Source organism: Acinetobacter lactucae, assembly GCF_013344765.1.
In the GTDB taxonomy this organism is placed as follows: domain Bacteria; phylum Pseudomonadota; class Gammaproteobacteria; order Pseudomonadales; family Moraxellaceae; genus Acinetobacter; species Acinetobacter lactucae_A.
The window spans coordinates 1-13,685 of record NZ_JABVBF010000091.1 but is presented as its reverse complement, the minus strand read 5'-3'; the positions used below and the strand labels follow the sequence as shown (position 1 = coordinate 13,685).

The following is a 13,685-nucleotide window of genomic DNA, read 5'->3' as shown; positions in this document are numbered from 1 at the left end:
GTTTTAATTCAATAATAAATCACATTAAATGTTTTATATATAAAACAAATTTCATACTTCATTATTTACCGTTTGTTGAAAAATCATTTAATTAAATTATTCATATAACAATTATTAATATTTTAATTAAACAAAATATATTATTAATGATGTATATACAAAAAAAGGCTTTAGCTAATATTTTACTATTACACTAAAACCTAACTTTAAAATGGTTTATAAAATTTAAAACTGTCTTATATTTAGAAATTATCCGGACTCTCAAATCGTTTTACTTCTTGTAACTTATTTGGATCATGCATTGTTGCAATTCCATCTTCAGTTTTTTGGTCAACAAGAATATCTGGATTAAAAACGGTAATTGTTTCTCTACCTAGTGCATCTTCACCAACGATATACTGAAAGCCTCTACGATTCATTTTATGGCACAATCTTTGATAAAAGCCTTTTAAACCCTCAGTTTCTTCATTAGGATTGTAATAGAAAGCATTCATTACAGCTGGCAAGCCCAGACCACACACGATGCCTGACAACAACACACTAATAAACGTATAACCAATCAAGATACTACTGTAGGGACTCAAGGCAGGAATATTGGCAACTGCCAAAATCAAAGCAAGTGAAATTCCCCCTCGCACTCCCCCCCAAGATAAAATAGTAAGACTACCGTTATAACTTTTCATTTTCCGCATGTTCGGGAAAAAAGCAAAAGCCATGAAGTTGGCCGCAAAACGAGAAATATGCAAAATAAAGAACGCGACAATGCCACCCAAAATTAGGCTAAAGTTTAAATCAAGAATAAATAACTCTAAGCCAATTAAAGTAAATAAGAATGAGTTAATGATTCCTTCTACGGTATGCCAAAAATGATTAACTTCTTGAATTTCTTGCTCTTTTCTTATTTCTTTCCATTTATTTCCAACAATTAAACCGCCAATTACACAAGCGATCGGTGCTGATGCATGCGCAAACAAAGCAACCAAATATGCTCCACTTGCGAGCAGAGCTGTTGTTAAAATCAAGGACTCCATTTCGTGTTTACCGCGCAATAGGCGCAACACCCCTACCCCAAATGCCCAACCAATCCCGACAGCAACAACAATTTCATAGAGCAAAGCTTCTAATGTCGCCATCAATGAGAAATGTTCACCTTGTAAAACATTCAGCAAAGTCATAAATAAGGCAATACACATTGCATCATTAAACAATGATTCACCTTCTAGTTTAACAATTAGGTGATGTGGTGCACGAATCGAACTCAGTACACCTTTAATACCAATTGGGTCTGTTGCACCTAAAGCTGCACCTAAAAGTAACAGCACCAAAATTGGCACATGGTATCCAACCAGTAGTTGGAACCCATAGAGCAATCCACCAAATAAAACGGCGCAAAGCACTAATGCAATTGTTGCCAAGATACTAATTTGTTTCCAATAGCTTTTTAGATCTGAGATTTTAAATTTGAGTGCGGAAGAAGTCAGAATAAAACAGATGACACCATTAATTAAAAAATCATAAAAATCGATATGGCGTACAGCTTCTTCAATATTATGAATATTAATGGTTATAAACTGGTTACCATTTAGTAGACTGGCCCCCCACTGTAGAATAAAGACAAAAATTGCCGAGACTAGAGGAACACCAATCGCTTGTGGAAAGCCCAAAATACGCTTATTAAAGATCGTGGTAGCAATTGATAGTGCAAAAACCACAGTGAATGCTTGTAGTAGAAAAAAATTACCCATGAATACCCTTCTTCTGGGTCAACGACCAAATAAAAAATTTTGCTAGATCGACCAAACTTAATAAAAAGCTGATATGAACAATGCCATAATCATAAAAAACAGAAATCAGGACACAAGTTTAACGAATTGATTGAACAATCTATCAATCTGTTAAATTTCTTAACATTATTTATAGTAATAATCTAAAGAAAAAAGATGAGCTTATTAAATATGTTTAACAAGGCTCATCCTATAAATTTTAAACTGGATTATTAAAAGTATCGCATTGGTTAATATCACCAGTTTTTAAACCGACTTGGAACCAATGCATGCGCTGTTCACTACTACCATGCGTAAAGCTATCTGGAACAACCTGACCCGTAGAGCGCTTCTGTAAATAATCATCTCCAATTTTTTGAGCAGCATCCATAGCTTCTTCAATATCACCTTGTTCTAAAAATTGAGTTCGCTGTTGATTATGTCCAGCCCAAATACCTGCGAGACAATCAGCTTGTAATTCTTGGCGAACAGATAATTGGTTACCTTCTCTTTGTCCCACTTGTGCACGGGCTTGCTGTACTTGTGAAGAAATACCTAACAAGGTTTGAATATGATGCCCTACTTCATGTGCCACAACATAAGCTTGTGCAAAATCCCCAGCTTGATCTTGTCTAGAAAGCTCAGTTTGGTTCTGCTCACCAGAGACTCCCATTTGCTGACGCATGTCTTTAAAGAATTCTGTATCGATATAAACCTTCTGATCTGCTGGACAATAAAATGGTCCCATGGCAGATTGAGCAGTACCACATCCTGACTGAGCTATTCCACTAAATAATACTAATTTTGGTGGCGTATAAGTTTTACCTAACTGCTTAAATATAGGAGTCCACGTATCCTCCGTATCAGCCAGAATCGTCCCAACAAAATCCGAGGCTTCTTTTTGCTCAGCTGTTAAACTTTCTGGTGCAGTTGCATTTGACTGTTGTGATGCAGTGACCTGCTGGGTTGCCTGATAAGCTTGTTGTGGATCAACCCCAAAAAACTTCCACGCAACAAATGCAACAACCAAACCAATAATACTGATACCACCTGCTCTAACACCGCCACCACCTCGACGATCTTCAACATTGGTACTAATTCGACGACCTTTCCAGCGCATAATTTCCCTCTTCTTTTTAGAATGGCATCATGAACCCGATGCTTTTTTAGGCCACATTTTTTGTATTAAGCTTACGACTAATAGAACAATTGCACCTGCAACTAATCCTATTCCAAAGTTAATCAGTGTCGGGGTTAAAGCACCAATGATATTACCTACCGCTGGTATTGTTTCTACATGATCTACTGTGTTTTCAGTTAAGTGATGAAGCAACGGAATCGTATGATTAATAATCCCGCCCCCAACTAAAAACATTGCAATAGTGCCCACAATTGAAAGTAATTTCATTAAAATAGGAGCAAAAGCTAATAGGCCACGGCCTACTGTTTGCTTTAAAGAAGCAGTTTGTTGTGTTAAATATAATCCCAAATCATCAATCTTAACAATCATGCCAACTAGACCATAAACACCAATGGTCATCACAATCGCAATAACACTCAGAACGCTTACCTTAGTCATTAAAGTCGCTGTAGCCACTGTACCAAGTGTAATCACGACGATCTCAGCAGATAGAATAAAGTCTGTCCTTACCGCTCCTTTGATTTTTTCATTTTCAAAAGTTGCCAAGTCTAATTCTTCATTTTCAAGCTCTGTTTTTGCTTCTTCAGGGGTAGATGCTTTTTTATGCATAATTGTATGAAGAACTTTCTCAACACCCTCATAACATAAAAATAAACCACCTAGCATTAATAATGGATTAATCAGCCAAGGTGCAACCACACTAATTAATAATGCTAAAGGCACTAAAATAAGTTTATTAACAAATGATCCCTTCGCTACCTTCCAAACAATAGGTAACTCACGGTCTGAACGGACGCCCGTCACCTGTTGAGCATTTAAGGCCAAATCATCACCTAAAACTCCGGCAGTTTTCTTAGCTGCCATTTTGCTCATTAAAGCGACGTCATCTAAAATCGTTGCAATATCGTCTAGTAGTAAAAGTAAGCCACTCGCCATTTCTTATCCAAGTTTGTATTTATTAAGCTATTGTAAGATGATTTTTTTGAATTTCTGTAATTTTACTGAATAAATTCACAATATTATTTTAAGAAAAGTTTACCCAATCGCTGACGAAAATTTTTTATTTCCCGTACAATAATGCCAATCTTTTATATTACAGGGCTTACTACCCCTGATTAAGCCAATACGATAGTGGAATAAATAATGAGTAATGTTGATCAGCGTCCAATTATTTTGACAGGCGACCGCCCAACCGGACAACTTCATCTTGGACATTTTGTCGGTTCTTTGCGTTCACGTGTAGGTTTACAGGATAGCCATCATCAACATCTCTTGTTAGCAGATGCACAAGCATTAACAGATAATGCAGATAACCCAGATAAAGTCCGTCGCAATATTTTGGAAGTTGCCCTAGATTATTTAGCTGTAGGCATTGATCCAACCAAAACCACGATTTGTGTTCAATCTTGCTTGCCAGCACTAAATGAACTCACAATGCTCTATCTTAACTTTGTGACTGTTGCACGCTTAGAACGTAACCCAACCATTAAATCTGAAATTCAAATGCGCGGTTTCGAACGTGACATTCCTGCAGGTTTCCTCTGCTACCCTGTTGCACAAGCGGCTGACATTACCGCTTTTAAAGCGACTGTGGTTCCAGTGGGTGAAGATCAGATTCCAATGATTGAACAAACAAATGAAATCGTACGCCGAGTTAATCGCCAAATCGGTCAAGATCTTTTACCTGAATGTAAAGCTTTGCTTTCTAATATGGCACGTCTACCTGGTTTTGATGGTAAAGCGAAAATGTCTAAATCATTAGGCAACACCATCGTTTTAAATGCTTCTGATAAAGACATTAAAAAAGCTGTTAATGCGATGTACACCGACCCTAATCACCTTCGTATCGAAGACCCAGGTCAAGTTGAAGGCAATATTGTATTTACCTATTTAGATGCATTTGACCCAAATAAAGAAGAAGTTGAAGAATTAAAAGCCCACTATCGTCGTGGTGGTCTTGGTGATGGTACAGTTAAAAAACGTCTTGAAGGTGTGTTAAAAGAATTAATTACACCTATTCGTGAACGTCGTGAAGAGCTTGCTAAAGATCCTGACTACATTATGGACGTTTTACGCCAAGGTACAGATAAGTGCCGTCTTATTACTCAACAGACTTTAGACGAAGTTAAAGACGGTTTAGGCTTATTTAAATTTTAATTCTCTTTAAAAACTAAAAGCCCTTCGGGGCTTTTTTTTTTGCTTATTTGGTTAATACAATTCATTTTTTAGAATTACTAACGTATTGGCGACCATTCACACGCTTTTACCCTATTAACGTGAAGTAACACTTATTAACGCTAATAGCGATGAAGAATTTCTTAACACTCTCTATTATTCACTATGTAGGTTACATCATATGAGCCTCACGACATTTCTCCTTAAACCGAAACTGTTTTTACAGATTCGTTGTTCTACGCAATGATCACCCCAATCATTGCGTATTTTTTTGCCTAAAAATTTTATTTTGAATCAATGTTACTAATAAAATTCTACTTATTTGTCTTTAATAAATAAAAAAGCACCGCATCATTTTCAGATGCGGTGCTTTTTAAGATTCAGGATAAAGCGATTAAGCTAAACCTTTCTCTTTTAAAACTTGCAACATAGTTGAACCAAGCTCAGCTGGGCTACGAGTGTAAGCCATACCTGCTTTTTCAAATGCAGCGAATTTCTCTTCAGCAGTACCTTGACCACCAGAAATGATCGCACCAGCGTGACCCATACGCTTACCTTTAGGAGCAGTTACACCAGCGATGTAACCTACTACAGGCTTAGTCACGTTAGATTTGATGAATTCAGCAGCTTCTTCTTCTGCTGTACCACCGATCTCACCGATCATGATGATTGCATCAGTATCTGGATCGTCTTGGAACAATTGAAGAGCTTCGATTTGGTTCATACCTGGGATTGGGTCACCACCGATACCGATACAAGTAGACTGACCTAAACCAAGCTTAGTTGTTTGAGCAACAGCTTCATAAGTCAATGTACCTGAACGTGAGATGATACCAATACGACCTGGTTGGTGAATGTGACCAGGCATAATACCAATCTTACATTCACCCGGAGTGATTACGCCTGGACAGTTAGGACCAACTAAACGAGTACCGTTACCGTTAGTTTCTAAATAGCGTTTTGCTTTAAGCATGTCGATTGTTGGAACACCTTCAGTGATCACAACGATTAGGCCAACACCTGAATCAACCGCTTCAACGATTGAGTCTAAAACGAATGGAGCTGGTACATAGATTACAGATGCATCTGCATTTGTTTCACGTACAGCTTCTTTCATTGTGTTAAATACTGGTAAGTCAAGGTGAGTAGTACCACCTTTACCTGGAGTAACACCACCAACAACTTTTGTACCGTAGTCTAAAGCTTGTGCAGAGTGGAAAGTACCGTTTTTACCAGTAAAACCTTGTACCAATACTTTAGTGTCTTTATTAATTAATACGCTCATGATTGATACTCCCCTTACGCTTTAACTGCAGCTACAACTTTTTCTGCGGCATCAGACAAGCCGTTTGCAGAAATTAATTTCAAACCAGATTCATCAAGTAATTTAGCACCTAACTCAGCGTTGTTACCTTCTAAACGAACAACAACTGGAACAGTTACGTTTACTTCCTGAACCGCTGCAATAATCGCTTCAGCAATCATGTCACAACGTACGATACCACCGAAGATGTTGATCAAAACACCTTGTACAGATGTATCAGCAAGGATGATTTTGAACGCTTCGATTACGCGCTCTTTAGTTGCACCGCCACCAACGTCAAGGAAGTTTGCAGGCTGACCACCATAAAGTTTAATGATGTCCATAGTTGCCATTGCAAGACCAGCACCGTTAACCATACAACCGATGTTACCTTCTAAAGCAACATAGTTAAGATCAAATTCAGATGCTTTTAATTCACGCTCATTCTCTTGAGATTTGTCACGTAAAGCAGCAACTTTAGGTAAACGGTAAAGCGCGTTAGAGTCGATACCTACTTTCGCGTCTACACATAAAATTTCGCCATTTTCACGAACTGAAAGTGGGTTAATTTCAAATAAAGCAAAATCATTTTCAACAAATGCTTGGTAAGCAGCTGTCATGATTTTTACAAATTGACCGATTTGTTTGTCTTTCAAACCTAAAGCAAACGCAACTTCACGTGCTTGGAATGGTTGTAAGCCAACTAATGGATCAACTTCAACTTTGATAATTTTTTCTGGAGTTTCTTCTGCAACTTTCTCGATTTCTACACCACCTTCTGTAGAAGCCATGAAAGTAATACGACGGCTAGAACGGTCTACAACCGCGCCCAAGTAAAGCTCACGCTCAACTGGATATACGTCTTCAGCAACAATGATGCTGTTAACTGGTTGACCATTTGCATCAGTTTGATACGTTACAAGACGAGTACCAATGATATTGTTTGCAAATTCGATAACGTCTTCTTTAGATTTTGCAACTTTAACGCCACCAGCCTTACCACGACCACCAGCATGAACTTGCGCTTTCATTACCGCGAATTTACCACCAAGCTGTTCAAATGCAGCAACTGCTTCGTCTGCATTGGTAGCCAAGATACCTTCTTGTACTGGCATACCATATTCTTTCAATAACGCTTTAGCTTGATACTCATGTAAGTTCATTTAGTTACCTACTTAACTTTGTTTGTTGTCTTCAATTTGCGCAACATTCTCATGTTGTATATGCAAATTGCTGTCTACGTCTTTCACCTTGATGCTTTTTTAATCACACCATCGAATGTGAAAAAGAGCGGAGAACCGCTCTTTATTTTATTTACGCTTACGTTGAATCGCGTGAATTGCACGACCATCTACAGCAAGTGCAGCTTCATGAACAACTTCAGAGAATGTTGGATGACCAAATGTCATTAACTGAAGATCTTCAACAGAAGATACAAATTCAAGAGCGATCATACCTTGGTGTACGATATCAGATGCAGCAGGTCCAATAACATGCATACCTAATAAACGGTCAGTTTTTGCATCAGCAACAAACTTAACAAAACCAGCACCTTCACCCGCCGCTAAAGCACGACCATTTACAGCAAAACCGAATTGACCAGTTTTAACTTCATGACCTTTTTCTTTAGCTTGTTCTTCAGTTAAACCAACCCATGCCGCTTCCGGATGTGTATAGATAACAGAAATGATTGTGTCATAGTTCACTTGAGCTGCATGACCATGAATACGTTCAACAGCCATTACACCTTCTTCCATTGCTTTATGAGCAAGCATTGGACCACGAACCAAGTCACCAATCGCGTATACACCTTCTACAGAAGTTGCACAGTGATCATTTACTTCTACTAGACCACGTTCAGTCAATTTAATGCCTGAATCTTCAGCCAATAAACCTTCAGCATAAGCTTTACGGCCAACACAAACGATTAACTTGTCAAAAGTTTGAGTTTTTTCTTCGCCGCCTTGAGTGTATTTAACAGTCACTTCACGACCATTAATTTCAGTACCAGAAACTTTAGCACCGATACGAATATCAAGACCTTGCTTAGTTAAAAGTTTTTGGTAGTCTTTTGCCAAAGCTTTATCAGCCATTGGTAGGAATGCATCCATTGCTTCAAAAACAACAACTTCAGCACCAAGACGACGCCAAACAGAACCAAGCTCTAAACCGATTACGCCTGCACCAATTACACCTAAACGCTTAGGTACTTCTGGGAAGTTCAATGCACCAGTTGAATCAACAATAATATCTTGATCTACAGGAGCTACTGGAATATTTACAGGTACAGAACCAGACGCAAGAATAACGTATTTAGGTTCTAAAACTTGAGTTTCACCCTCATGAGAAACGAACTCAACTTTTTTACCAGCAAGTAATTTACCTGTACCTTTCAACCATTCAATGCCATTGCCTTTAAGCAATTGATCGATACCACCAGTTAATTGGTCAACAATTTTGTCTTTACGAGCAAGAAGTTTAGCAAGATCAAAATTCACTTCACCTGTAGTGATACCGTGGTCAGCTAAGTGATGTACTGTATCTTCATAACGGTGAGAAGAGTCAAGTAATGCTTTAGAAGGAATACAACCCACGTTTAAGCATGTACCACCTAAAGATGGCTTACCGTTGTGAATACGTTTTTCGATACAAGCGACTTTAAAACCTAGTTGAGCAGCGCGAATCGCAGCTTCATAACCACCAGGACCACCACCAATAACAACAAGATCAAACTGTTGAGACATTGTTTATCTCCATGGTCCGAGATAGAGGATCACTCTACCTCGGCAATATTATTCGAAGAAATTAAAGATCAAGGATGAGTTTAGCTGGCTCTTCTAACAATTCTTTGATTGCTACCAAGAAACCTACAGCTTCTTTACCATCGATCATACGGTGGTCATAAGAAAGCGCTAAATACATCATTGGCAAGATTTCAACTTGACCATTTACAGCCATAGGACGTTCTTGGATTTTATGCATACCCAAGATACCAGTTTGTGGCTGATTCAAAATTGGAGTTGAAAGTAATGAACCGAAAGTACCACCGTTAGTGATTGTGAAAGTACCACCAGTCATTTCTTCGATAGATAACTTACCGTCACGTGCTTTAGCAGCATATGCAGCAATACCAGCTTCAACTTCTGCATAGCTCATACGGTCAGTATCACGTAATACTGGAACAACAAGACCACGATCAGAAGAAACTGCAACACCGATGTCATAGTAACCATGATAAACGATATCGTCGCCATCAATTGAAGCGTTTACAGCTGGGTAGCGTTTAAGCGCTTCAGTTGCAGCTTTAACGAAGAATGACATGAAGCCTAAACGAGCACCATGACGCTTTTCGAAAGCATCTTTATATTGCTTACGCAATTCCATGATTGGTTTCATGTTAACTTCGTTAAATGTAGTCAACATTGCTGTTTCTTGAGTAGCAGCAAGAAGACGCTCAGCAACACGCTTACGTAAACGAGTCATTGGAACACGTTTTTCGATACGCTCACCAACAGCTACACTTAATGGAGTAACGTTAGCAGCTGGTTTAGTTTGATGGTTTGCAACATCTTCTTTAGTGATGCGACCACCACGACCAGTACCTTGTACGTCAGCAGCAGCAATACCAGATTCAGTTAACGCTTTACGTACCGCAGGAGCTTGATCTGATACAGTTTCTGTACGTTCAACAACAGGAGCTGCACCGGCTTGAGTTTGAGCAACTGCTTGTTCTACTGCTGCAGGAGCAGCAGCCGCTGCACCAGCACCAGCTTCGAATTGAGCAATTACTTCGTCAGAAAGAACTGTATCGCCTTCATCTTTAATGATTGCAACTAAGCTACCATCAGCAGGAGCAACCACTTCTAAAACAACTTTGTCGGTTTCAATATCACAGATTACTTCATCACGTGATACAGGTTCACCCACCTTTTTGTGCCAAGTTGCGATGGTTCCATCTGCAACAGACTCTGGGAATACCGGTGCTTTAATTTCGGTTGCCATTATTGAGAATCTCCTGATTGTTCAGCTTCGATTGCCAATGCATCATTAATTAGCTGAGCTTGTTGTTTTGCATGCAAGTACGGTGAGCCACAAGCTGGTGCAGCAGAAGCTTCACGACCTGCAAAACTGATACGGATTTGTTTGCCAGATTTTAAGATATCGTCATATAAACGCGGTGCGATAAATAACCATGCGCCTTGGTTCTTCGGCTCTTCTTGTGCCCAAACAAGTTCTTTTACGTTTGGATATGCAGCCAAGATTTCCGCAAGACGTTGCTCTGGATATGGATACAACTGTTCAATACGTACAATTGCGACATTAGTTAAGTTTTGCTCACGACGTTTTTCAAGTAAGTCGTAATAAACTTTACCGCCACAAAGTACAAGACGAGTTACATCTGACTTGTTAATTTGATCGATTTCGTCAATTACAGTTTGGAATGAACCATTTGCAAGCTCTTCTAAAGTAGAAGTCGCAAGTTTATGACGAAGTAAAGATTTTGGTGACATTACAATCAATGGCTTACGAATTGGGCGTACAGCTTGACGACGTAATGCATGGAAAATCTGTGCAGGTGTCGTTGGAGTGATCACTTGCATGTTATCTTCAGCACATAACTGTAAGAAACGTTCTAAACGAGCTGAAGAATGCTCTGGACCTTGGCCTTCGAAACCGTGTGGTAACAACATCGTTAAACCACAAACACGCTCCCACTTAGTCTCACCAGAAGCAATAAACTGGTCAATCACAACTTGAGCACAGTTTACGAAGTCACCAAATTGTGCTTCCCAAATAATCAAGCTCTTAGGAATTGTAGTTGCATAACCATATTCGAATGCAAGAACTGCTTCTTCAGATAATAAAGAATCGTAAATCGCAAAACGTGGTTGGTTCTCTTTAACATGACAAAGTGGAATGTAAGTTGAACCATCAGCTTGGTTATGCAATTTCGCATGACGGTGTGAGAAGGTACCACGACCTACGTCTTCACCAGTAATACGAACTAAATAATCTTCATCTAATAAAGTTGCATAAGCTAAAGTTTCTGCTGCACCCCAGTTTAAAGGAGTTTCACCAGTTTGCATTTTAACGCGGTCTTCAATTACTTTTTGAACCTGACGCTGCATTACAAACCCTTCAGGAAGTTTGCTCATGCCCTCGCCTAATTCTTTAAGACGGTTCAAGTCAAATGAAGTATCCCAATCGTCTGTGTAGTCATGGCCCAAATATGGAGTCCAATCAACAAACATTTTGGTATTTGGTTCAAGAATCAATGCATTTGCTACATGATTACCCGCTTCTAAGTCAGAACGGTAATCTTCAACCATTTGATCAGCTTCAGCACGATCAAGTACTTTCTGTTGTACAAGTTGATCAGCATAAAGTGTACGAGTAGTTGCTTTCTTCGCAATTACTTGATACATCAATGGTTGTGTACCAGATGGCTCATCTGCTTCGTTATGGCCGCGACGACGATAACAGAACAAATCGATAACAACATCTTTACGGAATTCGTGACGGAAATCATGTGCTAATTGAGTAGCAAAGATAACAGCTTCAGGATCATCACCATTTACATGGAAAATTGGCGCCTGAATCATTTTAGCAACGTCTGTACAGTACTCTGTAGAGCGCGCATCACGTGGATCAGAAGTTGTAAAACCAACTTGGTTGTTCACAATAATATGAACAGTACCACCAACCGTATAGCCACGAGTCTGTGACATTTGGAAGGTTTCCATGTTCACACCTTGACCTGCAAATGCAGCATCACCATGAACAATAACTGGCAATACGTCATCACCGCCGATGTCTTTACGACGTACTTGACGTGCACGTACAGAACCTTCAACTACAGGACCAACAATTTCCAAGTGAGATGGGTTAAATGCCAATGCCAAGTGAACTTCGCCACCTGGAGTCATTACATTACTTGAGAAACCTTGGTGGTATTTAACGTCACCTGAACCTTTTTTATGAATAGATTTGCCTTCGAACTCACCAAACAAGTCCGCTGGGTTTTTACCCATAATATTAACAAGAAGGTTCAAACGGCCACGGTGTGGCATACCGATAACAACTTCTTTACAGCCTACAGCACCAGCACGCTGGATAATCTCGTTTACCATAGGAATAAAAGATTCGCCGCCCTCAACACCAAAGCGTTTAGCACCGACGTATTTATTACCAAGATATTTTTCTAGACCCTCAGCAGCGGTTAAACGCTCTAAGAAGCCTTTCTTTTGATCATTTGAGTAGTTGAATTTACCACGGGCACTCTCAAGACGCTGTTGAATCCAACGCTTTTCTTTTGTGTCCACGATATGCATGTACTCAACACCGATTGAACCACAATAGATTGCTTCCATTGCTTCAATCATTTCAGCAAGAGTTGCTTCACTCTTACCAATCTCAAGATTGCCTGTGTTGAATACTGTGTCTAAATCTGATTTGGTTAAACCGTGTGCTGAAAGATCTAAATCTGGAATCTCTTCACGCTTAGCAAGACCTAATGGATCTAGTTTAGCTTTTTGATGTCCGCGATTACGATAAGCAGCAATAAGTTGTAAAACGCCAATTTGACGACGCTCATGCTCAGTACTTACAGTACTTTGTACAACAGGTTGAACACGATTAGCATTACGTCCTAGTAATAGGAATTGCTCACGCACAGCGCTGTGTGGTTGGTCACCCTTTGGATATTTATCGAAATATTGGCGCCAGTCCTCAGCTACAGAGGTTGGGGAAGTCAGGTACTGCTCGTAAAGTTCTTCAATATACGCTGCACTATCAGCGGAAAGTTCAGTGTCAAGACGCAATGCGTCAGCAACTTCTTGCATTTGTGGACCCATTTCCTATTGCAAAAAATATTACAGGCTGCCTTTTAAGCACACCCATGATGCATAATGCCAAATTGGTAAAAAAGGCATTACTTACCCAACAGGTCACTAAGACCATGGGGCGTCATACTACCTAGAGAGAAAACTCCATAGGTAATTAATGAATCACAACGCCCTCAATGGCATCATCACTCACCTTATACTCGATTAAAACCGAGCAATTTTTTGCAAATCTTTTTAGAAAAACTAACTTTAAAATTAACTTTTCTAAAATGACTTTAACCATAAAAATTAAGCACTGATCTAAGATCGTGCTACTTAATTTAATTTCACTAGTATACGCTTTTTTCACCTATAACTTTGTGGCAAATCGTATCATGTTCTTAACGAACGATTGATTTTTTTGACACATACCATCTATAAATTGGCGAAATACATATCCAATTTTATCTATTAATATA

10 protein-coding genes are annotated in these 13,685 nt (G+C 39.2%); 1 reads left to right on the top strand and 9 read right to left on the bottom strand.

Going from position 1 to position 13,685, the window contains the following annotated elements; translation table 11 throughout:
• Window positions 1–242: 242 nt before the first annotated feature.
• The 3 genes from HUN22_RS10535 to HUN22_RS10525 form a co-directional block, all read right to left on the bottom strand.
• On the bottom strand, window positions 243–1,745 hold the full coding sequence (locus HUN22_RS10535; protein ID WP_174728908.1) for a cation:proton antiporter: 1,503 nt from the start codon (window positions 1,743–1,745) through the stop codon (window positions 243–245).
• Between the two features lie 238 nt (window positions 1,746–1,983).
• Window positions 1,984–2,883, bottom strand: a complete 900-nt coding sequence (ypfJ, locus tag HUN22_RS10530; protein ID WP_174728906.1) for a KPN_02809 family neutral zinc metallopeptidase — start codon at window positions 2,881–2,883, stop codon at window positions 1,984–1,986.
• Between the two features lie 27 nt (window positions 2,884–2,910).
• A complete protein-coding gene (locus HUN22_RS10525; protein WP_174728904.1) occupies window positions 2,911–3,840 on the bottom strand; it encodes a DUF808 domain-containing protein in 930 nt (309 codons plus the stop codon).
• Between the two features lie 207 nt (window positions 3,841–4,047).
• Between HUN22_RS10525 and trpS the strand changes: the two genes are divergently transcribed.
• Complete coding sequence (trpS, locus tag HUN22_RS10520) at window positions 4,048–5,061, top strand: tryptophan--tRNA ligase (RefSeq protein ID WP_002116097.1); 1,014 nt, start codon at window positions 4,048–4,050, stop codon at window positions 5,059–5,061.
• Between the two features lie 412 nt (window positions 5,062–5,473).
• On the opposite strand, the gene sucD is transcribed toward trpS, so the two are convergent.
• The 6 genes from sucD to HUN22_RS10485 form a co-directional block, all read right to left on the bottom strand.
• Window positions 5,474–6,364: a succinate--CoA ligase subunit alpha gene (gene sucD / locus HUN22_RS10515; protein WP_000114637.1), complete on the bottom strand. Its 891-nt coding sequence runs from the start codon at window positions 6,362–6,364 to the stop codon at window positions 5,474–5,476.
• A gap of 14 nt (window positions 6,365–6,378) precedes the next feature.
• Complete coding sequence (gene sucC / locus HUN22_RS10510; protein ID WP_001048573.1) at window positions 6,379–7,545, bottom strand: ADP-forming succinate--CoA ligase subunit beta; 1,167 nt, start codon at window positions 7,543–7,545, stop codon at window positions 6,379–6,381.
• A gap of 147 nt (window positions 7,546–7,692) precedes the next feature.
• Window positions 7,693–9,126 (bottom strand): dihydrolipoyl dehydrogenase, encoded by a 1,434-nt coding sequence (lpdA, locus tag HUN22_RS10505; RefSeq protein WP_017386755.1) that lies wholly within the window; start codon window positions 9,124–9,126, stop codon window positions 7,693–7,695.
• Window positions 9,127–9,187: 61 nt separating this feature from the next.
• Window positions 9,188–10,384 (bottom strand): 2-oxoglutarate dehydrogenase complex dihydrolipoyllysine-residue succinyltransferase, encoded by a 1,197-nt coding sequence (gene odhB / locus HUN22_RS10500; RefSeq protein WP_174728902.1) that lies wholly within the window; start codon window positions 10,382–10,384, stop codon window positions 9,188–9,190.
• Entirely contained in the window at window positions 10,384–13,224 is a 2,841-nt protein-coding gene (locus HUN22_RS10495; RefSeq protein WP_174728900.1) for a 2-oxoglutarate dehydrogenase E1 component, read from the bottom strand. The genes odhB and HUN22_RS10495 overlap by 1 nt, the downstream gene beginning before the upstream one ends.
• Before the next feature lie 157 nt (window positions 13,225–13,381).
• Window positions 13,382–13,510 (bottom strand): hypothetical protein, encoded by a 129-nt coding sequence (locus tag HUN22_RS10485; RefSeq protein ID WP_174728898.1) that lies wholly within the window; start codon window positions 13,508–13,510, stop codon window positions 13,382–13,384.
• Between the last annotated feature and the right edge of the window lie 175 nt (window positions 13,511–13,685).

Excerpts from the sequence above, each read along its gene's own strand:
- HUN22_RS10535 (WP_174728908.1), bottom strand. The coding sequence starts at position 1,745 with ATGGGTAATTTTTTTCTACTACAAGCATTCACTGTGGTTTTTGCACTA.
- ypfJ (WP_174728906.1), bottom strand. The coding sequence starts at position 2,883 with ATGCGCTGGAAAGGTCGTCGAATTAGTACCAATGTTGAAGATCGTCGA.
- HUN22_RS10525 (WP_174728904.1), bottom strand. The coding sequence starts at position 3,840 with ATGGCGAGTGGCTTACTTTTACTACTAGACGATATTGCAACGATTTTA.
- trpS (WP_002116097.1), top strand. The coding sequence starts at position 4,048 with ATGAGTAATGTTGATCAGCGTCCAATTATTTTGACAGGCGACCGCCCA.
- sucD (WP_000114637.1), bottom strand. The coding sequence starts at position 6,364 with ATGAGCGTATTAATTAATAAAGACACTAAAGTATTGGTACAAGGTTTT.
- sucC (WP_001048573.1), bottom strand. The coding sequence starts at position 7,545 with ATGAACTTACATGAGTATCAAGCTAAAGCGTTATTGAAAGAATATGGT.
- lpdA (WP_017386755.1), bottom strand. The coding sequence starts at position 9,126 with ATGTCTCAACAGTTTGATCTTGTTGTTATTGGTGGTGGTCCTGGTGGT.
- odhB (WP_174728902.1), bottom strand. The coding sequence starts at position 10,384 with ATGGCAACCGAAATTAAAGCACCGGTATTCCCAGAGTCTGTTGCAGAT.
- HUN22_RS10495 (WP_174728900.1), bottom strand. The coding sequence starts at position 13,224 with ATGCAAGAAGTTGCTGACGCATTGCGTCTTGACACTGAACTTTCCGCT.
- HUN22_RS10485 (WP_174728898.1), bottom strand. The coding sequence starts at position 13,510 with ATGGTTAAAGTCATTTTAGAAAAGTTAATTTTAAAGTTAGTTTTTCTA.